The sequence below is a fragment of the Novosphingobium flavum genome, from assembly GCF_014230315.1.
GTDB lineage: Bacteria > Pseudomonadota > Alphaproteobacteria > Sphingomonadales > Sphingomonadaceae > Novosphingobium > Novosphingobium flavum.
The window spans coordinates 42193-60772 of record NZ_JACLAW010000016.1 but is presented as its reverse complement, the minus strand read 5'-3'; the positions used below and the strand labels follow the sequence as shown (position 1 = coordinate 60772).

Sequence of the window (18580 nt, the reverse complement as noted above, 5' to 3'; positions counted from 1 at the left end):
GAAGATGGCTGGAAACTGGTGCGGGCGAAGGGACTCGAACCCCCACATCTTGCGATACTGGTACCTAAAACCAGCGCGTCTACCAATTCCGCCACGCCCGCATGCCGACGAAGCCCAAATTCCGAAGCCGAGGCCCGTAGCGGCCCCGCGCGAAAAGGGCAAGCGCTGCCGGGCGGGGGGAACCATATTGCAGGCGGGACGCTGGTTCCAGGAGACATCAGGAGTTTCCCATGGCCACCCAGCCCGCGCCGCCCGGCCCCGACGAAGCCGAGCCGATCGATCCGTCGCTCCCCGGCGAACTGCCCCCGGTCATCACGCCCGACGGGGTCCCACCCGAGCCCGAAGGCTTCCCGCCGCAGGGCCCGGATACCGACAATCCGGGCGTAACGCCCAGCGAAGTCCCGGTCGAGACCTAGCCGAAAATCCGCACCAGCAGCGCCAGCCAGCCCCGCGCTGGCTGCGCGCCGCGGGCGGCAGGAACGTCGGGACAACCAAGGCACCGCGCCTGCGCGCCCTCGGCGCCCATGAGCCGCTGGACCGAGGCGAGAGCCGCGCCCAGCGCCTGCTGGCGCCGCTGGGCGATGCGGGCCACGGCGTCGCTTTCCGGCGCCTCGCTGTCGTCGTCGCCGCCGATCACCTTGCCCAGCATGGCCGCCAGTCCGCCCTGGCCCGCGCCGAGATAGACCGGGTGCCAGTCGCCCTCGTCCAGTTTCGCCTGCCCCGCGACCCAGCCGAGCGCATCGTCAAGCCCGCCGAACTGGTCGACCAGCCCGATCTGCCGCGCCGTTCCTCCATCCCAGATGCGCCCCTGCGCGATCCGGTCGATATCGGCGGGAGTTTTCCCCCGCGACTTGGCGACGAGACCGATGAACCGGGCATAGCCGGCCTCGATTCCCTGCTGGAACACCGAATCGACCTCAGGCGTGAAGCCGCCGATGATATCGGGTTGGCCCGACATCGGCGTGGTCCCCACCCCGTCGGACTTGACCCCGTAGTCGGCCAGCGTCTTCTCGAAGCTCGGCAGGACCGCGAAGATCCCGATCGAACCGGTCACCGTCTCGGGCTCGGCGAAGATCCGCGCACCCGGGGTCGAAACCCAGTAGCCCCCGCTCGCCGCAAGGTTGGCCATCGACACGGCCACCGGAATCCCGCGCGCCTTGACCCGCTCGATCGCGCGGCGGATCTGCTCGGAGGCCAGCACCGAGCCGCCGGGCGAATCGACCCGCACCACCAGCCCGGCGATGTTCTTCGCCTCGGCTCCGTCCAGCAGGGCCGCGATCCGGTCACCCCCGGCCATCCCCGGCCCGGCATCGCCATCGACGATATCCCCGGCGATGGTCAGAACGGCGATGCCCTTGCCGCCGCCCGGGGCGGGATTCGCCGCGAGCCAGGCCTTCAGCGGGGTATGCACGAACGAGCCCGCCTTGGGATCGAGCTTGTCCTCGCCCACCAGGGCGGCCACCCGCTCGCCGAACTCCACCCGGTCACCGATCCGGTCGACCAGCCCGGCCGCGACCGCCGCCTTGGCCGTATCCCCGCCCGAGGCCTTGAGCCAGGCCCCGGGATCGCTGGTCACCAGCGCCAGGTTGGCCTTGGGCCGCGCCTTGGCGACATTGGCCTTCCATTCCCCGAAAAGCGCCCCCAGCACGGCCTTGCGCGCCTCGCGCGCCGGCTCGGACATGGCGTCGCGCACATATGGCTCGACGAATTCCTTGTAAGTGCCGACCCGGTAGACGTGGACCTGCACCTTCCACTTGGCGAGGAGGTCTCCGTAATAGGGGCTGTTCCCGCCCGGCCCCAACACATAGGCCGCGCCCAACGGGTTGATCCACGCCTCGCTGGCATGGGCGGCCAGCAGCAGCGAATCGTCGTCATAGGCGGTGGCATAGGTCAGCACCGGCTTCTTCGCCGCTTTCACCCGGTCCAGCGCCGCGCCCAGTTCGGCCAGGTGCACCCGTCCCGCGCCCGTGAACCCCGAAAGGTCGAGCACGACCGCCTTGATCCGGCGGTCGCCCGCCGCCGTATCGATCGCGCGAACCAGATCGCGCTCGCGCATCTGGGCCGGCCCCGCCCCGCCGCTCATCAGCAGGGCGATCGGATCGGCCTCGGCCGGCTCTTCCACCACCGCACCCTTGAGCCGCAGCAACAGCGCGCCCTCGCGCACCTGCGCCGGGCCGGGCCGCCCGGCCAGCAGGGCATAGATCGCGCCGAAAAACAGCAGCAGGAACAGCAGCGACAGCCCATCCTTGATCGCGACCAACAGCCGCCAGACCTTGCGCGCGAACTTCATGAAGCGTCGAACCTGCACAGTGGAGAGTAGGTTCCTGATAGAACCGGTGGAGCGCTTTGCAATTCTTTGCTTGGTGCGCCCCTCGCCTCCGCGAGGGGCTTGCCACCCACCACCCCGCACCCCCGGCCCAACCGCCCACAGGGTACACTCGATGGGCGGTTGGGCCGGGGGTGCGGGGTGGTGGGTGGCGCGAGGTCACGCCGTCAGGCGGGACCGGTCCACGCACAAAGAATCCCTCCCACCAGTTGGCGAACCGGCAAACACCCTCTAAGGCGCTGTCTTCAATGACAGCCTCGAACTCTTCCCCGCAAGGCCGCTATCCCGCGGGCGGCGATGCCTTTCCGCATCGCGACCTGCTCGGCCTGGCCGGCCTCGCCCCGCACGAACTACTCTTCCTGCTCGACGAGGCGGAACAGTGGGTCGATCTCAACCGTCACGCGCAGAAGCGCGCCGAGGTTCTCTCGGGGCTGACCATCATCAACGCCTTCTTCGAGAACTCGACCCGCACCCTGCTGTCGTTCGAGATCGCAGGCAAACGGCTCGGCGCCGACGTGATCAACATGCACGCGGCCACCTCGTCGGTGAAGAAGGGCGAAACGCTGATCGACACGGCCCTCACCCTCAACGCCATGCGGGCCGACGGGATCGTGATCCGCCACGCCAGCTCGGGCGCCGTCCGGCTGATCGCGGAAAAGGTTGATTGCCCCGTGCTCAACGCCGGAGACGGCCAGCACGAACACCCCACGCAGGGCCTGCTCGATGCCCTCACCATGCGCCGCGCCTTCCGCGAGCGGGGGGAGAGCGGCGAGCCGTTCTGCGGCCTCAAGGTGGTGATCTGCGGCGACATCCTCCACAGCCGCGTCGCCCGTTCCAACATCCACGCGCTCACCACGCTCGGCGCCGAGGTCCGCGTCTGCGCCCCGCCCGCGCTGATGCCGGCCGAGATCGAACAGCTCAAGGTCACGCCCTACCATGATTTCGATGCCGCCCTCGCCGGGGCCGACGTGGTGATGATGCTGCGCCTCCAGCTGGAGCGGATGCAGGGCCAGTTCGTCCCCTCCCCCCGCGAATACCGCCACCTCTACGGACTGACGGTAGACCGCCTCGCCAAGGCCGCGCCCGGCGCCTTCGTGATGCACCCCGGGCCGATGAACCGCGGGATCGAGATTGACAGCAACGTGGCCGACGATCCGCGCTGCTCGCTGATCACCACCCAGGTCGAGATGGGCGTGGCCATGCGCATGGCCTGCCTCGACGTGCTGACAAGGCGCGGGCGCGGCGTGGAGGGCTGGCAATGATTTCCCAGCCGCTCGCCATCACCAACGCCCGCCTCGTCCTGCCCACCGGCGAGCCGGTGAGGGGCACGATCCGCACCGAGGGTGACCGGATCACCGCGCTCGGCCCCGACGTCACCCCGCAGGAGGGGGACCGCCTGTTCGACGCCAGGGGCCAGCTCGTTGCCCCCGGCCTCGTCGATCTCGGCGTCTTCGCGGTCGACAAGCCTGCCTTCCACTTCGGCGGGATCACCCGCGCCGCGCTGATGCCCGACCAAGGCCCGCCGCTCGACCATCCGGCCCGCGTGCGCTTCGCAGCCCAGTCGGGCAAGCCCGGCCTGTGGGTCCACCCGCTCGCCGCCGCCACCCGCGCGCTCGAAGGCAACGAAATCGCCGAAGTCGCCCTGATGCGCGATGCTGGCGCGAAAGCCGTCAGCACCGGGCGCGGCTGGATTTCCGATTCGGGCACCATGCTGCGCCTGCTGCGCTACTGCGCCATGCTCGGCATGGTCGTCGTCACCCATGCCGAAGACGCCGGGATCACCGGCAGCGCGGTCGCGACGGCCTCTGAAATGGCAACCCGCCTCGGCCTGCCCTCCGCTCCGGCCGAGGCCGAGGCCCTTGCCGTCGCGCGCGACATTGCCCTGGCCGAAATGGCCGGCGCCCGCCTCCACATCCGGCAGGTCACGACCCGCGCCGCGCTCGATCTCGTCCGCGCCGCCAAGGCCCGCGGCGTCGCGGTCACGGCGGGGGTCACCCCGGCCCACTTTATGCTGTCGGACACGGCGCTCGCCGATTTCCGCACCTTCCTGCGCCTCTCCCCGCCGCTGCGGCAGGAGGCTGACCGCCGCGCCGTGATCGCCGCAATTGCCGATGGCACGATCGACGTGATCGCCTCGGGCCACGATCCGCGCGGGCCGGAAGACAAGCGCCTACCCTTCGCCGATGCCGAACCGGGCATGGCCGGGGCCGAGACCCTGCTGCCAATGACGCTGAATCTGGTGCGCGACGGGGTGATCGACACGGCCCGCGCCTTCGCCCTCCTCGCCGAAAACCCCGCGCGCCTGCTCGGGGTCGCGGCCGGACGGCTTGAGGCAGGCCTTGCCGCCGACCTCGCGGTGATCGACGCGGACCGCCCGTGGATCGTCAATTCCGACAAGATGGCCGCCAGCGCGGGCAATACCCCGTTCGACCGCCAGCCGGTGCAAGGCCGCTGCACCGCCCTGTTCAAGGGCGCGGCGCAGGTCGCCTGATCCGGGTCAGTCCGGCGCGGAGAAATCCGGCTCGGGCATGTGGAACCGTGCCGCCTTCATCCCGGTGTAATGCATGCCGCAGATCGCCATGCCCATGACCACCGCCGAAAGCCCCCGCCGCGCGATGCGGCCGGGGCGCGTGGTCAGCCACAGCGCCGCGATCGAGGCCGTGATCGCGATCACGGCCGAGAGGATCACCAGCCACACGTCGTAGTGCAGGTCCATCTCGCCCTTCATCGCGGCCATGCCGAGGTAGTGCATGGTCAGGATGCCGATCCCCATCGGGATACCCGCCAGGACATGGCTTTCGCCAAGGCCGCGCGCATTGTGCAGCGTGGTGAAGCCGATCCCGGTAAAGGCCACCGCGATCAGTAGTGACAGCACGGTCAGGTCGAGGCGATAGGTGATCGTCATGCCCGGCAGCGAAAAGGCCAGCATGCCCACGAAATGCATGGTCCAGATGCCCGAGCCAAGCACGACCGCCGCAGCGGCAACGTGCTGCAAGGTGGGCGAGACCGGCAGGTCGCCGTCTTTCGCGCTGCCGGCCAGCCGCAGTGCCGCATAGGCCGCCGCGCAGGCCACCACGAAGGACAGCGCGACCAGCCAGGGATCGTAGATTCCGTGTATTTCCAAGGCCGTTGTCCCTCCGCAGGTCAAGGCTTAAGGGCAATCGCAATTGACTACAATCGCCTCCATTGCGCAAGCGGGAGTGGCCGGGGGCGGGAGTTGCGCGCCCGGCTTTGCACGAGACGCAGCCGCAAAAGATAAAGCCCCGCACCTTCCGGCGCGGGGCTCCCCCTGTCTTGATTGATGCGCGCGGTCAGCGGCGGGCGCGCTGCGGCCCGCCGGCGGCCAGCATCGGCGCGGCCGGTGCAGCAACCGGCGCCCTGGCCGGTGCGGCATAGGCGAAGCAGGCCCCGCCCGAGGCCTTGAGCCGTTCGCACAGCGAGGTCGCGGCAAGGCGGCCACTCAGGCCCCCGGCGGCCACGCGCCAGACCTGCTTGCCCTTCACCGTGGCCTGGGTGATCGTCATCGCATAGGCCGAGAGCTTCGGATCGCGGCTGGTGTAGATGCCCCAGGCGCGGCGCGCGCCCTGCGGGCTGGAGAAGGCACCGAGCTGGACATAGTGCGCGCCCGGCGCGAGCGGCTTGACCCGCGTGGTCACGGCCACGTTGCGCGGGCGACCCCGCGCGGCCGAGGCTACGCGCGCCGGGGCGAGCGTGGGCGCCGGGGCGGCCACCGCCACCATGCGCGGGGCATTCTTCGGCGCAGGCAGGCGCTGGACCACGGCGTTGCCCTCGACCGTGCTGGCCATGGCCGGCGGCAGTTCGGCGGGCGGCGCGGCAACGGCCACCTTGACAGGCACGGCGGCAGGCACCGCAACCGGAGCGATTTCAGCGACGGGAGCCGGCACCGAAGCCGGCGCCGCGTCGGCCATCGCCAGCTGCGGCTGAGCCTCGGGCGCGGCCTTGAGCGCGAGCGCGGCAGGCTGGCCCGGATCGCGGATCTCGACCGGCGCGCCGATCAGCGCGGCAACCCGGTCGGTGCCCTTGTCGGGCAGCATGGAGAGCGCCCAGAAGGCAAGGCGCTTGTCGAGCTGGTCGGCCGGAACGTCCTGCGCGGCCATCAGCTTGGCCTCGGTCCAGCGCCCGTCGAGGGCATAGGCATAGGCAAGGTTCTGGCGCAGCTTCGCCGTGTTCTCGCCGCCGCGCAGGGCATCGGCCAGCACGGCCACCCCGCGCGAAGTCTCGCCCGAAAGGGCAAGGGCAAGGCCCAGGTCGCTCGCCGGGATTTCCTCGCGCCAGTCGTCAAGGATCGCCACGGCTTCGCGCGACTGGCCCGAGCCAAGCTTGGCCAGCGCAAGGCCGAGCGCGGTGCGGCCCGAATTGTCGCCCAGCGCCATGGCATCGTCGAAAGCGGTCCCGGCCGAGACGAACCGCCCGGCGGAAAGATAGGCCTGACCCAGCGCGGCGCGCGCGGCGGCATTGTCGGGCGCCTTGGCCACTTCGCCCTCGGCCTTGGTCACGGCCTTGGCGATCCGCGCGTCCACCTTGGCGCCCGGCAGGGCGCCCTGCGGCTCACCGGCGGAGGCGGACTTGACCCCGCCCATCCCCGAGCAGCCGGCGAGCAGCGCGGCGGCCACGGAAGCTCCGGCAAGAAGGGCGGTCTGGCGAGTGGTGGCGGTCATGTCACACTTCCCTTTCACGGGCGCAGAATCAAAAGCGGGGATCAGGTGCGGCCAGACCGGCCGGACTGGTCGGCAAGCTGGCTGAGGTCGGGCATGTCATCGAGCAGGCGGTCAAGCGCGGCGGTCAGCAGCGACTGGGCGCTACGGGCGTCGTGCGCGCAGGCAAGGCGCAGCTTGAGATGGCGTTCGGCGTCGAGCCGCAGGGTGAAGGCGGCCTTGCCCCCGGCGGCGAGGCTGGCCCCGCGCGGGCGGCGCGCAAGGCTGCGACCGGCGGCGGGCTCGCTCGGGAAGGCAACCACGCTGCCCATGCTGGTCACGTCGGTTGCCGGAAAGGTATCGGCATCATGGCCCATGTCGTTCCAGCCGAGATCGTCCTCGGCCGATTCGGTCAGGCCCGAGCGCATGGCCGGGGTGGCAGAGCCCTTGCGGGCGAGCAGGTGCGGAGCCAGCCGGGCAACCCTGGCCAGCGGTGCAACCGTGGCGAGTGAGGCAACCTTGCCCGGAGTGCGGCCCGAGGTTCGCGGAGTGGGCATGGCCGCGTGTCCCTCAGGAGCCGGCGACGCGGCGGCCGAAACCGCCGACCGGGCGCGCAACGCCCGAACCCGGCGCACCGGGAACCGCGACCGCCTGCGGCGACGGGGCCGAAGCGAAGACCGTGCGGCGGAAATTCTTTTCCAGCCGGTCGGCGATGTAATTCCACAGCGCCGCCATCTCGAGCGAAGAGCGGCCGTTGGGATCGATTTCCATCACCGTGCGCCCGTCAATCATCGAGGCGGCAAAGTCGGTGCGGTGATGCAGGGTGATCGGGGCGACCGTGCCATGCTGCGACAGCGCAACCGCGGCCTCGCTGGTGATCTTGGCCTTGGGGGTGGCGCCGTTGAGCACGAACAGCAGCGGCTTGCCCGCGCGTTCGCACAAGTCCACCGTGCCGCCCACGGCGCGCAGGTCATGCGGGCTCGGCCGGGTCGGGACCACGATCAGCTCGGCCACCGAGATGACCGACTGGATCGCCATGGTGATCGCCGGCGGGGTGTCGATCACCGCCAGCTTGAAGCCCTGCTGGCGCAGCACCTGGAGGTCGGCGGCAAGCCGGGCCACGGTGGTCTGCGCGAAAGCGGGAAAATCGTCCTCGCGCTCGTTCCACCAGTCGGCGAGCGAACCTTGCGGGTCGATGTCGATGAGGACGACAGGACCCGCCCCGGCACGCTGCGCCTGTACGGCGAGGTGGCCTGAGAGTGTGGTCTTGCCAGATCCACCTTTCTGCGATGCCAGAGCCAGAACGCGCAACGTACAATCCCCCCGGAAAGCAAAACCAGCCTGCGGATAGCCGCGATAAAGCCGGAAAGTCCCTAAGATCGGGTTAATGGGAACCGCCGGTTTCTGCCCCGGCGCCGGGCCCGACAAAGACTTTGCCTAGCCCCGCGCGCCTGTGGCAAGGTCGGGCGATGCGGGGCCTGCGGGGGGTGATGATGGCAATGATGCGATGGGTCTGCGGCGCGGCGCTGGGGGTCTGCGGCGGGGCGCTGGCAGCCGGGCTGGTGGGAGCAGGCGCCGCCATGGCCGACGTCAAGGCCGGCGCCGACGCCTGGGGGCGGGGTGACTATGCCGCCGCGATCCGCGAATGGCAGGGCCCGGCCGAAAAAGGCGATCCCGATGCGCAGTTCGATCTCGGTCAGGCCTACCGCCTCGGCCGCGGCGTCCCGCGCGACCTGTCGAAGGCCGAAGCCCTCTTCGCCAAGGCCGCCGCGCAGGGCCATGTCCAGGCGGCGGACAATTACGGCCTCCTCCTGTTCGACCGGGGCGAGCGGCAGACCGCCATGGCCTATGTCAAGGCGGCGGCCGGGCGCGGCGATCCGCGCGCTCAGTACCTGCTCGGCATTGCCCACTTCAACGGCGACCTTGCACCGAAAGACTGGCCGCGCGCCTATGCGCTGATGACCCTGGCGCAAGGGGCAGGCCTCGCCCAGGCCCGCGCCGCCATCGCGCAGATGGACGAAAGCGTCCCGCTCGACCAGCGACAGGCCGGCGTCACCCTCGCCGCCCGGCTCGGGCAGGAGGCCGAGGCCCAGCGCGCGACACAGCTCGCCGCCGCCGATCTCGCCGATCCCACCCCGGTCCCCGCCGGGCGCTCCGCCGCCCGCCCCGCCCCGCGCCCCGACGATGCCGTAACCGCCGCCGTGCGCACCTCCGCAGGCAGCAGCCCCGCCACGGCCGGGGCCGACTACGCCCGCCCGGCCGCCCCGCCGAAGCCCGCAAGCCCTGTCAAACCCGCCCCCATCATCACGGCCAAACCGGCGACCGCGCCCCCACCCAAGCCCGCCCCAGTCGTCGCGGCCAAACCCGCAGCCGCGCCCAAACCCGCCCCGAAACCCGCCGTCCCCGCGTCCGGCCCGTGGCGCGTCCAGCTCGGCGCTTTCGGCGTCTCCGCCAATGCCGATGCGCTCTGGGCCAAGGCCCGCGCCCGCCCCGAACTCGCCGGGCACCCGCGCATCAACGTCACGGCCGGCAAGGTGATCAAGCTCCAGGCCGGCGGCTTCGCCAGCCGCGAGAGCGCCGCCGCCGCCTGCTCCGCGCTCGCCCGCTCGGGCCTGGCCTGCGTCCCCGCTCAGGACTGACCGCTTGGCTCCACCGCCCACTCGCCTCGCCGCGCTCGATCTCGTGCGCGGCGTCGCCGTGCTCGGCATTCTCGCGATCAACATCGCGGGCTTCGCCGGGCCGGTCATGGCCACCCTCACCCCGCAAGTCCCGCACCCCGCCACCTTTGCGGACAAGGCTGCCTTCGCGCTCGGCTTCATCCTGTTCGAGGGCAAGATGCGCGCCCTGTTCAGCCTGCTGTTCGGGGCCTCGATGCTGCTGTTCATCGACCGCGCCGAAGAAGCCGCGCGCGATGGCGACCGCTTGCAGATCCGGCGCCTGCTCTGGCTCGGCCTGTTCGGCTATCTCCACTTCCTGCTGCTGTGGTGGGGCGACATCCTGTTCACCTATGCCCTCGCCGGGCTGGCCGCCCTCCCCTTCCGCCATGCCCCACCGCGCCGGCTCGCCGCCGGGGCACTCGCCATCTTCGCCTGCTGGCACCTGCTGATCGGCGGCGGCGGCCTGCCCGAAACCTGGCGCGAACACCGCGTCATCGCGGGCACCGCCAGCCCGGCCGACGCCGCGCGGTACGACAAGGCCGAGGCCATCGTCGCCAGCAAGACCGCCGCCGAAATGGCCTCCTACCACCAGGGCTTCGCCGCGCAGATTGCCGGAAAGCTGCGCGATCAGGCGGCCGAACCGCTCAGCTCCGCACTCGGTTCGATGGGCGAGACCCTACCCCTGATGCTGCTCGGCATGGCCCTGCTGCGCAGCGGCTTCTTCTCCGGCGGCTGGCCGGACGGCGCCCTGCGCCGCCTCGCCCGCACCGGCATCGCGGCGGGCGGCACGCTGACCCTGCTCATCCTCGCCTGGGCCTGGTCGGGCGGCTTCCCCCCGGTCCGGATGATGCTGATCGTAAGCGCCGTGGCTGCCTTGCCCCACCTGCTGATGGCCCTGGCCTACGCGGCCACCCTCGTCCGCGCCGCGCCGCGCCTTGCCCGCACCGCCCTCGGCGCGCGTCTCGTCGCCACCGGCCGCATGGCCTTCACCAACTACATCGCCTGCACGCTGGTCATGACCTTCATCTTCTACGGCTGGGGCCTCGACCTGGTCGGCAAAGTCCCCCCGCGCCAGCAGCCGCTCTACGTGCTGGGCGGCTGGGCGGCGATGCTGGCCTGGAGCAAGCCGTGGCTCGCCCGGTACAGGCAAGGCCCGCTCGAATGGCTCTGGCGCTCGCTGACCGAGCGGCGCCGCCAGCCCTTCCGGCGCTGAACCTTACTTCGTGGCGAAGGGATTCTTCGGGCTGCGCAGCGTCAGCCGGATCGGCACGGCATCGAAGCCCAACTCGCGCCGGATGCCGTTGATCAGGTAGCGCCGATAGCTCTCCGGCAGCATGTCGAGCCGGGTGCCGAACAGCACGAAGCCCGGCGGCCGGGTCTTGGCCTGGGTGATGTAGCGCAACTTGATCCGCTTGCCGCCCGGTGCCGGCGGCGGATTGGCGCCGAGCGCATCGTCGAACCAGCGGTTGAGCGCGGCCGTCGGCACACGCTTGGACCAGGCATCGCGGATATCGAAGGCGACCTGCAGCAGGGTGTCGAGCGCCTTACCCGTCCGCGCCGAAACCGCCACCAGCGGCACCCCGCGCACCTGCGCGAGGCCCTCATCCAGCGCGCCGCGGATGCCGTTGAACAGGCCCGAGGCATCCTCGGCCACGTCCCACTTGTTAATCGCAATGATCAGCGCGCGGCCTTCTTCCAGCACCATCGAGGCGATCTTGAGGTCCTGGTGCTCCAGCCCGCGCGTGGCGTCGAGCAGCAGGACCACCACCTCGGAAAAGTCGACCGCGCGGCGCGCATCGGCCACCGAGAGCTTTTCCAGCTTCTCGACCACCTGGGCCTTCTTGCGCATCCCCGCCGTGTCGATCAGCCGCACGGGGCGCGTCTCGGCGGTCTTCGGGTCGGTCCACTCCCAGTCGATCGAGATCGAATCGCGGGTTATCCCCGCTTCGGGCCCGGTCAGCAGCCGGTCTTCCTTGAGCAAGGCATTGATCAGGGTTGACTTGCCCGCATTCGGCCGGCCGACGATGGCCAGCTTGAGCACGGCCTTGGGATCGTAGTCTTCCTCGCTCTCCTCGGCCTCGGCCTCGGGATCGGGCTGTTTGTCGTCCAGATGCGGCAGCAGGGCCTCGAACAGGTCGCCCAGGCCTTGGCCATGCTCGGCCGAAAAGGCGATCGGATCGCCCAGGCCCAGCGAAAAGGCCTCGAGCAGCCCCGATTCCGCGGCGCGCCCCTCGGCCTTGTTGCCCACCACGATCACCGGAAGCTCCTGCTCGCGCAGCCAGCGGGCGATTTCCTCGTCAAGCGGGGTCAGCCCGGCACGGGCATCGAACACGAACAGCGCCACGTCGGCGCCCTGAACCGAAACCTCGGTCTGCGCCCGCATCCGGCCCGGCAGGCTCGAGGGATCCTCGTCCTCCCACCCGGCCGTATCGACGATGGTGAAGTCCAACCCCAGCAGGTGCGCCTCGCCGAAACGACGATCGCGCGTCACCCCCGGCTGGTCGTCCACCAAGGCCAGCTTCTTGCCGACGAGACGGTTGAACAGGGTCGACTTGCCCACGTTGGGGCGCCCAATGATGATAACCTGTGGCAGCATTTCCCCGCCGCCCTGCCGGTTTACGGCGCTTTGTGCAAGCGCGCTGCACCTTGGCTGCGGATCAATCCCTATCCCCGCAGCAATATGTTAACCACGATTTGCGACCCTGCCTTTACCCAATCGGGGGGAAGGCTCGCACATGTTGGGGAAACTGCCGATCCTGCTTGTCGCCGCGCTGGCGCTGATTCCGGCGCCCGCTTCGGCCGACACGATCGCCGAAAGCCAGGGCGTTACCGGCGGCGGCGGGTCCAACCTGCCGCCCTATCTGCAATGCGTGCCCTATGCCCGGCAGGTCTCGGGAATCGAGATTCGCGGCGATGCGTGGACATGGTGGCAGCAGGCCGAAGGCCACTATGCCCGCGGCCCGCAGCCCAAGGTCGGCGCGGTCATGGCCTTCAAGCCCTATGGCCGGATGGAACTGGGCCACGTCGCGGCGGTCAGCCGGATCATCGATTCGCGCACGGTGCTGCTGCGCCATGCCAACTGGAGCCCGATCAACGGACGGCGCGGCCAGGTCGAGGACGACGTGGCGGCGGTCGACGTCTCACCCGAAAATGATTGGAGCGAGGTCCGCGTCTGGTTCGATCCGATCCAGAACCTCGGCGCGACTCACTGGCCGGTCGCGGGCTTCATCTATCCGAAAAAGGCCAAGTCCCCGCCCGGCAAGGCCAGACTGGCAGACACCCAAATCGCCAAGGCCGACCTCGACGACCCCATCGGCGCCATCATCCAAGCCCGCCTGGCCGAACGCTGACCCAGCAGAACCTCCCCATTTTTGCTGAAAGCACAAATGGGGAGGTGGCAGCCGCCACAGGCGGCCGACGGAGGGGCGGGCCCGCACGCCCCAATCACCAAGTCCGCTCAGCCTGAGCCTGCCCAGCCGAAGGCCAGCGAAGCTAATGCTGCGCGCAGCCAACAGGCCGCGCGCCAAACTCAAACCTCAAGCCTTGGCGACCGGCGCGTCCTCGCCCAGATCCTCGAACCACGCCTCAACCGGCCCATTGAGCTTGAGCGTCAGCGGCTGGCCCTTGCGATCCAGCGTCTTGCCGGCCTGAACCCGCACCCAGCCTTCGGAGATGCAATATTCCTCGACATTGGTGCGCACCACGCCCTTGAAGCGGATGCCCACGCCCCGGCGCAGCTTCTCTTCATCGAAGAAGGGGCTGCGCGGATTGATCGCGAGGTGGTCGGGCGGCACGTCGGGGCCGGTCTGGTTTTGGTCGCTCATGGCGAATGCGCTCTAGGCTCCATTCCCCGCTTGTCAACGCGCGCGAAGGCGTCTAGGGGCACCTCTCCCGACGGAATGGGCGCGTAGCTCAGCGGTAGAGCACACCCTTCACACGGGTGGGGTCACAGGTTCAATCCCTGTCGCGCCCACCATTCCCCGGGCTTCCCTCGCAGACCTGATCCACGCAAAAGCGGCGCCTGCACTGCCGTTGTCGCCGTTTCGGCGCAGGCGGCAATTGCCAATCGCAGGCAATTGCGCTCCATCTTTGCCGGGGCCGAAAGGGATTCGATGCAATTTGCCAAATGGGCCCGCCGCCGGGCGGCGATCATCCTTGCGCCGCTCGTCGCGGCGGCGCTTTCCTCCGCAGCCAGCGCGGCAACCGCAAGCCCGACCCCCGCCATGCCGCTCGGCTCACCCGGCAGTTGGATCACAACGAACGACTATCCCGCCGTAGCCTTGCGCTACAGGCAGCAGGGGACGGTCGGCTTCGTCCTGACCATCGATCCCTCGGGCAAGGTTGCCGACTGTACAATCGCCGCCAGCAGTGGGACCGCCATCCTGGATGAAGCCACATGCAAACTTCTGCGTGACCGCGCCATCTTCAGCCCTGCCACCGACAAGAAGGGACGGCCCGTTTCCGGCACCTACAGCAACCGAACCCGATGGATCTTGCCAGCGTCAGTCCCGCCCACTTCCAAGATCACGTTGATCTTGGCACTTGCCTATGGCCCCGATGGCAATGTCGAGTTTTGCAGATTGAGAGAAACGCACGGGCCGGTCAACGCCCTCAATCGCGCCGAACTGGAGCGTCGGGCCTGCGCTCAGGCCGTTTCGGAAAGCCCCAAAGAGGTTTTTACCGACGCCAACGGCAAACCGGTTACCCATGTGCGCACAATCACGTTGGTCGAGGGATTCACGTTGCGCTCGGCCACGAACACATCTGTCCTGCGGATCTCTCCACACGCCCTGGCCCCCGTGCAATGACGCGGCGCGCCCGCTTTGATCCCCGTCAATGCTTCCACGGCGATTTCGATGCGAATATATTAGCATCAACTGATCAAACGCCGTGGAGAGTGCCATGTTCAAGACCAATGTCGGCTCGCTTGACCGGATGCTGCGCATCGTCGTCGGCATCGTGCTGATTGCGCTCGTCTTCGTCGGGCCGAAAACCCCGCTCGGCTGGATCGGGATCATCCCGCTCGCCACCGGGCTGTTCTCGACCTGCCCGCTCTATTCGCTGCTCGGCTTCAACACCTGCGCGCGGCAATAGCCCAGGAAACCCCGCCAATGCCCGAGTCGCTGCGGCGCGTTTACCTTTGGCTCAGACATGAGCGTTAAGGATTTCACCCACCACAACTCCGGGCCTTTCCGGAGGCATGGTCGTCCCGCTTGGCCGTCCGGCTAACCGTGGCCGTCGCAATTTGGGGGGTAAATTGATGTTCGAGACCAATGTTGGGGGCACCGAGCGCACCGTGCGCATCGTCGTCGGCGCCACGCTCATGCTGCTGGCCTTTATCGGCCCGAAGACTCCGTTCGGCTGGCTCGGGATGATCCCGCTCGCCACCGGCTTCCTGTCGTTCTGCCCGCTCTACCACATGCTGGGCAAGAGCTCGGTGCCGACCGACGCCGAGTAACGAAGGGGCCGAATGCGGCCCGTCATGCTTGCGCTGCGCGTGCCTGTGCGGCATTGCGCAGCGCCATGCACGACATCAAGCTGATCCGCGAGAATCCTGACCTCTTCGACGCCGGCCTCGCCCGGCGCGGGGTCGAACCGATGGCCGGCGCGATCCTCGCGCTCGATACGGCGCGCCGCGCCGTCGCCACGCGCATGCAGGAAGCGCAAGGCCAGCGCAACGAGGCGTCCAAGGCCATCGGCGCCGCCATGGGCAAGGGTGACAAGGCCGAGGCCGAACGCCTCAAGGCCGAAGTCGCCGGCCTCAAGGACATCCTCCCCGCGCTCGAACAGGAAGAGCGCGAGCTGACCGTCAATCTGAATGACGCCCTCGCCCGCTATCCCAACCTCCCCGTGGCCGAAGTGCCCGAGGGTGAGGACGAAGCCGGCAACGTCGAAGTCGCCCGCTGGGGCAGCCCGCGCGAATTCGCCTTCCAGCCCAGGGAACACGCTGATCTCGGCCCCGCGCTCGGCCTCGATTTCGAAACCGGCGCCCTGATCTCCGGCGCCCGCTTCACCTTTTTGCGCGGCCAGATGGCCCGCCTCCAGCGCGCCCTCGCCCAGTTCATGCTGGACACCCAGACTGCCGCCAACGGCTACACCGAATGCGCCCCGCCGCTGCTGGTGAAAGACGAGGCCGTGTTCGGCACCGGCCAGCTCCCCAAGTTCGCCGAGGACCTGTTCAAAACGACTGACGGCCGCTGGCTGATCCCCACCGCCGAGGTTTCCCTCACCAATGCCGTGCAGGGCCAGATCCTCACCGAAGCCCAGCTGCCCCTGCGCATGACCGCGCTCACCCCCTGCTTCCGCTCCGAGGCGGGCGCGGCCGGGCGCGACACGCGCGGCTACATCCGCCAGCACCAGTTCGACAAGGTCGAGTTGGTGACCATCTGCGCGCCGGATCAAAGCGATGCCGAACACGCGAAGATGACCGCCGCCGCCGAAGGCATTCTCCAGGCACTGAACCTGCCCTACCGCAAGGTCCTGCTCTGCGCCGGAGACATGGGCTTCACCGCCCGGATCACTTACGACCTCGAAGTCTGGCTCCCGGGCCAAGGCGCTTACCGCGAGATCAGCTCGATCTCCAACTGCGGTGATTTCCAGGCCCGCCGGATGAACGCGCGCTTCCGCCCGGAAGGGCAGAAGGGCACCGAATTCGTCCACACCCTCAACGGCTCCGGCCTCGCCGTCGGCCGCACCCTCGTCGCCGTGCTGGAAAACTACCAGCAGGACGACGGCTCGGTCACCGTGCCCGAGGCACTCTGCCCCTACATGGGCGGGCTCACCAGCCTGACGCCGGCCGCCTGATGCGCATCCTCCTCACCAACGACGACGGCATCAACGCCCCGGGCCTCACCGTCCTTGAAAAGATCGCGCGCCAGTTTTCCGACGACATCTGGATCTGCGCCCCGGCGGAGGAGCAGTCCGGCGCGGGTCACTCGCTCACCCTCACCCGCCCGATCCGCATGCGCCAACATGCCGAGCGGCGCTTCTCCGTGGCCGGCACGCCAACCGATTCGGTCACCATGGCGCTCAAGAAGATCCTGCCCTCGCCGCCCGACCTGATCCTGTCGGGCGTCAATCGCGGCGCCAACCTGGGCGACGACGTGACCTATTCGGGCACGGTCTCGGCCGCGCTCGAAGGCTCGCTCGCCGGCATCCGCTCGATCGCGCTGAGCCAGGTCTATGCCAAGGAAGGCATGGGCGAAGGCGTCTCCTTCTCGGCGGCCGAGGAATGGGGCGCCAAGGCGATCGCCCCCCTGCTCGACCTGCCGTTTGCCCCGCGCACCTTGGTCAACATCAACTTCCCTCCGATCCCGGCCTCGGCGGTCAAGGGCATCCGCGTCTGCCGCCAGGGCTTTCATGACTATGCGCGCGGCTCGGTGGTCGAAGGGGTCGACCCGCGCGGCTTCGCCTATTTCTGGTTCGGCCTTCACGGGATCGAGCACACCTCCGGGCACGACACCGACCTCGAGGCGATTTCCGATGCCTTCGTCGCCGTCACCCCGCTACAGCTCGACCTGACGCACGAGGCATCGCTGGCCGAGCTCAAGGCCCGCTACACTTGAAACGCACCGCGCTGCTACTCGCCGCGCTGCCCCTGCTGCTCGCGGCGGGCAAACCGGCCAGGAAGCCCGCCCCCGAGCCGGACTGGACGACGGTCGACGAATACAATGTCCGCCCGGGCGAAACCCTTGCCGGCATCGCCCGCAAGGTCGAAGTGCCGCGCGTCCTGATCATCGAGGCCAATGCCCTCAAGGCCCCTTATGTGGTCAAGACCGGGCAGGCGCTCGTCATCCCCCGCCGCCGCGAACGGACGGTCAAGCCCGGCGAGACCGGCTTTGCCATCGCCTACGATGCCGGCGTACCATGGCCCCAGATCGCCACGGCCAACGGCCTCGATCCCAAGGCCAGGGTCCGCGCCGGACAAAAGCTCGTCATCCCCACCCTCGCCAGCCCCGGCAAGGCTGCCGCCGTGGTCAAGGAAGCCGAGGACAAGGGCCGCGCCGAAGCGTCGAAAGCCCTGCTAAAGGCCGCACCCACGAAATTCGTCTGGCCGCTCTCCGGCGAAGTCCGGCGCGGTTTCATCGCCCGCGACCTGCCGCGCAGCCACGACGGGATCGACATCCCCGCCGCCAAGGGCGCGCCGGTCAGCGCCGCCGCCCCCGGCCGCGTGGTCTTCGCCGCGCCGGAGCCGAAAAGCTACGGCAACCTCGTCATCCTTGAACACGGCAAGGGCTGGTACTCGGCCTATGCCAAGCTCAGCCGGATCACGGTGAAAAAGGGCGAAAAGGTGGGGCGCGGCGAACGCCTCGGCCTCGTCGGCGATACCGGCATTTCGCCCGGCACCGAACTGCACTTCGAGATCCGCCGCAAAGCCGTCCCGCTCGATCCGCTGCTGGTCCTGCCCGAGCAGGCGCCTGACACCAAACCCTGATGGCATTAAAGTCATCGTCATTGCGAGCGGAGCGAAGCAATCCAGAGCCGTATTACGCCGCCCTGGATTGCTTCGGGCCTTCGCCCCTCGCAATGACGAAGCGGTTTCCTAAGCCGTCGCGATAAGCGCGAGGCCCGCAACCAGCAGGCCAACCACGATATGCCCCGCATCGATCGCGAACAGCGCAAGCGATCGGCGCTGGTGCAGGTAGTTGATCCCGATCGCCGGCGCGATGATCGCCGCGCCGAATCCGCCCGCCATCATCAGCACCACATGCGGCGCCGGGGCCGTGCGCGCCACGAGATGCGCCAGCATCGAGACCACCACGAACTCCGCCAGCAGGGTCAGCCCCATGATCCGGGCTGCGGCCGCGCCCTTGGGCGGCTCGCTCACCCCCACCTCGCGCTGCCAGCGCTTGCCGAACAGCACGCCGTACCAGAGCGCGCCAACCGCGAAGCAACCGGCCGTTCCCAGCGCCACCCCAAGCCAATTGACCGGACCCATATGC

Annotated in this window: 20 protein-coding genes and 2 tRNA genes; 13 read left to right on the top strand and 9 right to left on the bottom strand. The window is 69.2% G+C overall.

Going from position 1 to position 18580, the window contains the following annotated elements:
• Nucleotides 1-16 precede the first annotated feature (16 nt).
• Nucleotides 17-101: transfer RNA gene (locus H7F51_RS17185), tRNA-Leu, on the bottom strand.
• A 129-nt stretch (nucleotides 102-230) separates the two neighbouring features.
• Here H7F51_RS17185 and H7F51_RS17180 point away from each other — a divergent pair.
• The gene (locus H7F51_RS17180) at nucleotides 231-416 is read left to right on the top strand and encodes a hypothetical protein (protein ID WP_185665549.1); all 186 of its coding nucleotides are present in this window, start codon (nucleotides 231-233) and stop codon (nucleotides 414-416) included.
• On the opposite strand, the gene sppA is transcribed toward H7F51_RS17180, so the two are convergent.
• A complete protein-coding gene (sppA, locus tag H7F51_RS17175) occupies nucleotides 413-2290 on the bottom strand; it encodes a signal peptide peptidase SppA (protein ID WP_185665548.1) in 1878 nt (625 codons plus the stop codon). The genes H7F51_RS17180 and sppA overlap by 4 nt on opposite strands.
• 284 nt (nucleotides 2291-2574) lie before the next feature.
• Here sppA and H7F51_RS17170 point away from each other — a divergent pair, with 284 nt between their 5' ends.
• On the top strand, nucleotides 2575-3588 hold the full coding sequence (locus H7F51_RS17170; protein ID WP_185665547.1) for an aspartate carbamoyltransferase catalytic subunit: 1014 nt from the start codon (nucleotides 2575-2577) through the stop codon (nucleotides 3586-3588).
• Complete coding sequence (locus H7F51_RS17165; RefSeq protein WP_185665546.1) at nucleotides 3585-4817, top strand: dihydroorotase; 1233 nt, start codon at nucleotides 3585-3587, stop codon at nucleotides 4815-4817. The genes H7F51_RS17170 and H7F51_RS17165 overlap by 4 nt, the downstream gene beginning before the upstream one ends.
• A 6-nt stretch (nucleotides 4818-4823) precedes the next feature.
• Here H7F51_RS17165 and H7F51_RS17160 read toward each other — a convergent pair whose 3' ends face one another.
• The 4 genes from H7F51_RS17160 to H7F51_RS17145 form a co-directional block, all read right to left on the bottom strand.
• Nucleotides 4824-5450, bottom strand: coding sequence for an MHYT domain-containing protein (locus H7F51_RS17160; protein ID WP_185665545.1), 627 nt, complete (start codon nucleotides 5448-5450; stop codon nucleotides 4824-4826).
• Between the two features lie 187 nt (nucleotides 5451-5637).
• Nucleotides 5638-7005 (bottom strand): SPOR domain-containing protein, encoded by a 1368-nt coding sequence (locus H7F51_RS17155; RefSeq protein WP_185665544.1) that lies wholly within the window; start codon nucleotides 7003-7005, stop codon nucleotides 5638-5640.
• A 41-nt stretch (nucleotides 7006-7046) separates the two neighbouring features.
• Entirely contained in the window at nucleotides 7047-7538 is a 492-nt protein-coding gene (locus H7F51_RS17150; RefSeq protein ID WP_246448672.1) for a hypothetical protein, read from the bottom strand.
• 13 nt (nucleotides 7539-7551) lie between these two features.
• Nucleotides 7552-8292 carry a ParA family protein gene (locus H7F51_RS17145; RefSeq protein WP_185665543.1) on the bottom strand — a complete coding sequence of 247 codons (741 nt, stop codon included), beginning with the start codon at nucleotides 8290-8292 and terminating at the stop codon, nucleotides 7552-7554.
• Nucleotides 8293-8474: 182 nt separating this feature from the next.
• Here H7F51_RS17145 and H7F51_RS17140 point away from each other — a divergent pair, with 182 nt between their 5' ends.
• Together H7F51_RS17140 and H7F51_RS17135 are read left to right on the top strand one after the other, a co-directional pair.
• The gene (locus H7F51_RS17140) at nucleotides 8475-9620 is read left to right on the top strand and encodes an SPOR domain-containing protein (RefSeq protein WP_246448671.1); all 1146 of its coding nucleotides are present in this window, start codon (nucleotides 8475-8477) and stop codon (nucleotides 9618-9620) included.
• Nucleotides 9621-9624: 4 nt separating this feature from the next.
• On the top strand, nucleotides 9625-10851 hold the full coding sequence (locus H7F51_RS17135; RefSeq protein ID WP_246448670.1) for a DUF418 domain-containing protein: 1227 nt from the start codon (nucleotides 9625-9627) through the stop codon (nucleotides 10849-10851).
• Between the two features lie 3 nt (nucleotides 10852-10854).
• On the opposite strand, the gene der is transcribed toward H7F51_RS17135, so the two are convergent.
• Entirely contained in the window at nucleotides 10855-12234 is a 1380-nt protein-coding gene (der, locus tag H7F51_RS17130; RefSeq protein ID WP_185665542.1) for a ribosome biogenesis GTPase Der, read from the bottom strand.
• A gap of 139 nt (nucleotides 12235-12373) precedes the next feature.
• On the opposite strand from der, the gene H7F51_RS17125 reads away from it, so the two are divergent.
• Nucleotides 12374-12988: a CHAP domain-containing protein gene (locus tag H7F51_RS17125; RefSeq protein WP_185665541.1), complete on the top strand. Its 615-nt coding sequence runs from the start codon at nucleotides 12374-12376 to the stop codon at nucleotides 12986-12988.
• A gap of 186 nt (nucleotides 12989-13174) precedes the next feature.
• Here H7F51_RS17125 and H7F51_RS17120 read toward each other — a convergent pair whose 3' ends face one another.
• Nucleotides 13175-13462, bottom strand: coding sequence for a DUF3297 family protein (locus H7F51_RS17120; protein ID WP_185665540.1), 288 nt, complete (start codon nucleotides 13460-13462; stop codon nucleotides 13175-13177).
• 77 nt (nucleotides 13463-13539) lie between these two features.
• Here H7F51_RS17120 and H7F51_RS17115 point away from each other — a divergent pair.
• The 7 genes from H7F51_RS17115 to H7F51_RS17085 all read left to right on the top strand — a co-directional run bounded on the left by H7F51_RS17115 (nucleotide 13540) and on the right by H7F51_RS17085 (nucleotide 18072).
• A tRNA-Val gene (locus H7F51_RS17115) sits at nucleotides 13540-13614 on the top strand.
• A gap of 136 nt (nucleotides 13615-13750) precedes the next feature.
• Nucleotides 13751-14446, top strand: a complete 696-nt coding sequence (locus H7F51_RS17110; protein ID WP_185665539.1) for an energy transducer TonB — start codon at nucleotides 13751-13753, stop codon at nucleotides 14444-14446.
• 94 nt (nucleotides 14447-14540) lie between these two features.
• Complete coding sequence (locus H7F51_RS17105) at nucleotides 14541-14732, top strand: YgaP family membrane protein (RefSeq protein WP_185665538.1); 192 nt, start codon at nucleotides 14541-14543, stop codon at nucleotides 14730-14732.
• Nucleotides 14733-14898: 166 nt separating this feature from the next.
• Complete coding sequence (locus tag H7F51_RS17100; protein ID WP_185665537.1) at nucleotides 14899-15096, top strand: YgaP family membrane protein; 198 nt, start codon at nucleotides 14899-14901, stop codon at nucleotides 15094-15096.
• A gap of 65 nt (nucleotides 15097-15161) precedes the next feature.
• Nucleotides 15162-16442 (top strand): serine--tRNA ligase, encoded by a 1281-nt coding sequence (serS, locus tag H7F51_RS17095; protein ID WP_185665536.1) that lies wholly within the window; start codon nucleotides 15162-15164, stop codon nucleotides 16440-16442.
• Nucleotides 16442-17203 carry a 5'/3'-nucleotidase SurE gene (gene surE / locus H7F51_RS17090; protein ID WP_185665535.1) on the top strand — a complete coding sequence of 254 codons (762 nt, stop codon included), beginning with the start codon at nucleotides 16442-16444 and terminating at the stop codon, nucleotides 17201-17203. The genes serS and surE overlap by 1 nt, the downstream gene beginning before the upstream one ends.
• On the top strand, nucleotides 17200-18072 hold the full coding sequence (locus H7F51_RS17085) for a peptidoglycan DD-metalloendopeptidase family protein (protein WP_185665534.1): 873 nt from the start codon (nucleotides 17200-17202) through the stop codon (nucleotides 18070-18072). The genes surE and H7F51_RS17085 overlap by 4 nt, the downstream gene beginning before the upstream one ends.
• A gap of 108 nt (nucleotides 18073-18180) precedes the next feature.
• Here the strand turns inward: H7F51_RS17085 and H7F51_RS17080 are convergent, their stop codons facing one another.
• A complete protein-coding gene (locus tag H7F51_RS17080; RefSeq protein WP_185665533.1) occupies nucleotides 18181-18576 on the bottom strand; it encodes a DUF1761 domain-containing protein in 396 nt (131 codons plus the stop codon).
• Nucleotides 18577-18580: the final 4 nt, after the last annotated feature.

What these genes read in the sequence shown, in the direction of transcription:
- H7F51_RS17105 (WP_185665538.1), top strand. Translation starts at nt 14,541, where the DNA reads ATGTTCAAGACCAATGTCGGCTCGCTTGACCGGATGCTGCGCATCGTC.
- H7F51_RS17140 (WP_246448671.1), top strand. Translation starts at nt 8,475, where the DNA reads ATGGCAATGATGCGATGGGTCTGCGGCGCGGCGCTGGGGGTCTGCGGC.
- H7F51_RS17110 (WP_185665539.1), top strand. Translation starts at nt 13,751, where the DNA reads ATGCAATTTGCCAAATGGGCCCGCCGCCGGGCGGCGATCATCCTTGCG.
- H7F51_RS17080 (WP_185665533.1), bottom strand. Translation starts at nt 18,576, where the DNA reads ATGGGTCCGGTCAATTGGCTTGGGGTGGCGCTGGGAACGGCCGGTTGC.
- der (WP_185665542.1), bottom strand. Translation starts at nt 12,234, where the DNA reads ATGCTGCCACAGGTTATCATCATTGGGCGCCCCAACGTGGGCAAGTCG.
- H7F51_RS17125 (WP_185665541.1), top strand. Translation starts at nt 12,374, where the DNA reads ATGTTGGGGAAACTGCCGATCCTGCTTGTCGCCGCGCTGGCGCTGATT.
- H7F51_RS17120 (WP_185665540.1), bottom strand. Translation starts at nt 13,462, where the DNA reads ATGAGCGACCAAAACCAGACCGGCCCCGACGTGCCGCCCGACCACCTC.
- surE (WP_185665535.1), top strand. Translation starts at nt 16,442, where the DNA reads ATGCGCATCCTCCTCACCAACGACGACGGCATCAACGCCCCGGGCCTC.
- H7F51_RS17170 (WP_185665547.1), top strand. Translation starts at nt 2,575, where the DNA reads ATGACAGCCTCGAACTCTTCCCCGCAAGGCCGCTATCCCGCGGGCGGC.
- H7F51_RS17155 (WP_185665544.1), bottom strand. Translation starts at nt 7,005, where the DNA reads ATGACCGCCACCACTCGCCAGACCGCCCTTCTTGCCGGAGCTTCCGTG.
- H7F51_RS17100 (WP_185665537.1), top strand. Translation starts at nt 14,899, where the DNA reads ATGTTCGAGACCAATGTTGGGGGCACCGAGCGCACCGTGCGCATCGTC.
- serS (WP_185665536.1), top strand. Translation starts at nt 15,162, where the DNA reads ATGCACGACATCAAGCTGATCCGCGAGAATCCTGACCTCTTCGACGCC.
- H7F51_RS17180 (WP_185665549.1), top strand. Translation starts at nt 231, where the DNA reads ATGGCCACCCAGCCCGCGCCGCCCGGCCCCGACGAAGCCGAGCCGATC.
- H7F51_RS17150 (WP_246448672.1), bottom strand. Translation starts at nt 7,538, where the DNA reads ATGCCCACTCCGCGAACCTCGGGCCGCACTCCGGGCAAGGTTGCCTCA.
- sppA (WP_185665548.1), bottom strand. Translation starts at nt 2,290, where the DNA reads ATGAAGTTCGCGCGCAAGGTCTGGCGGCTGTTGGTCGCGATCAAGGAT.
- H7F51_RS17165 (WP_185665546.1), top strand. Translation starts at nt 3,585, where the DNA reads ATGATTTCCCAGCCGCTCGCCATCACCAACGCCCGCCTCGTCCTGCCC.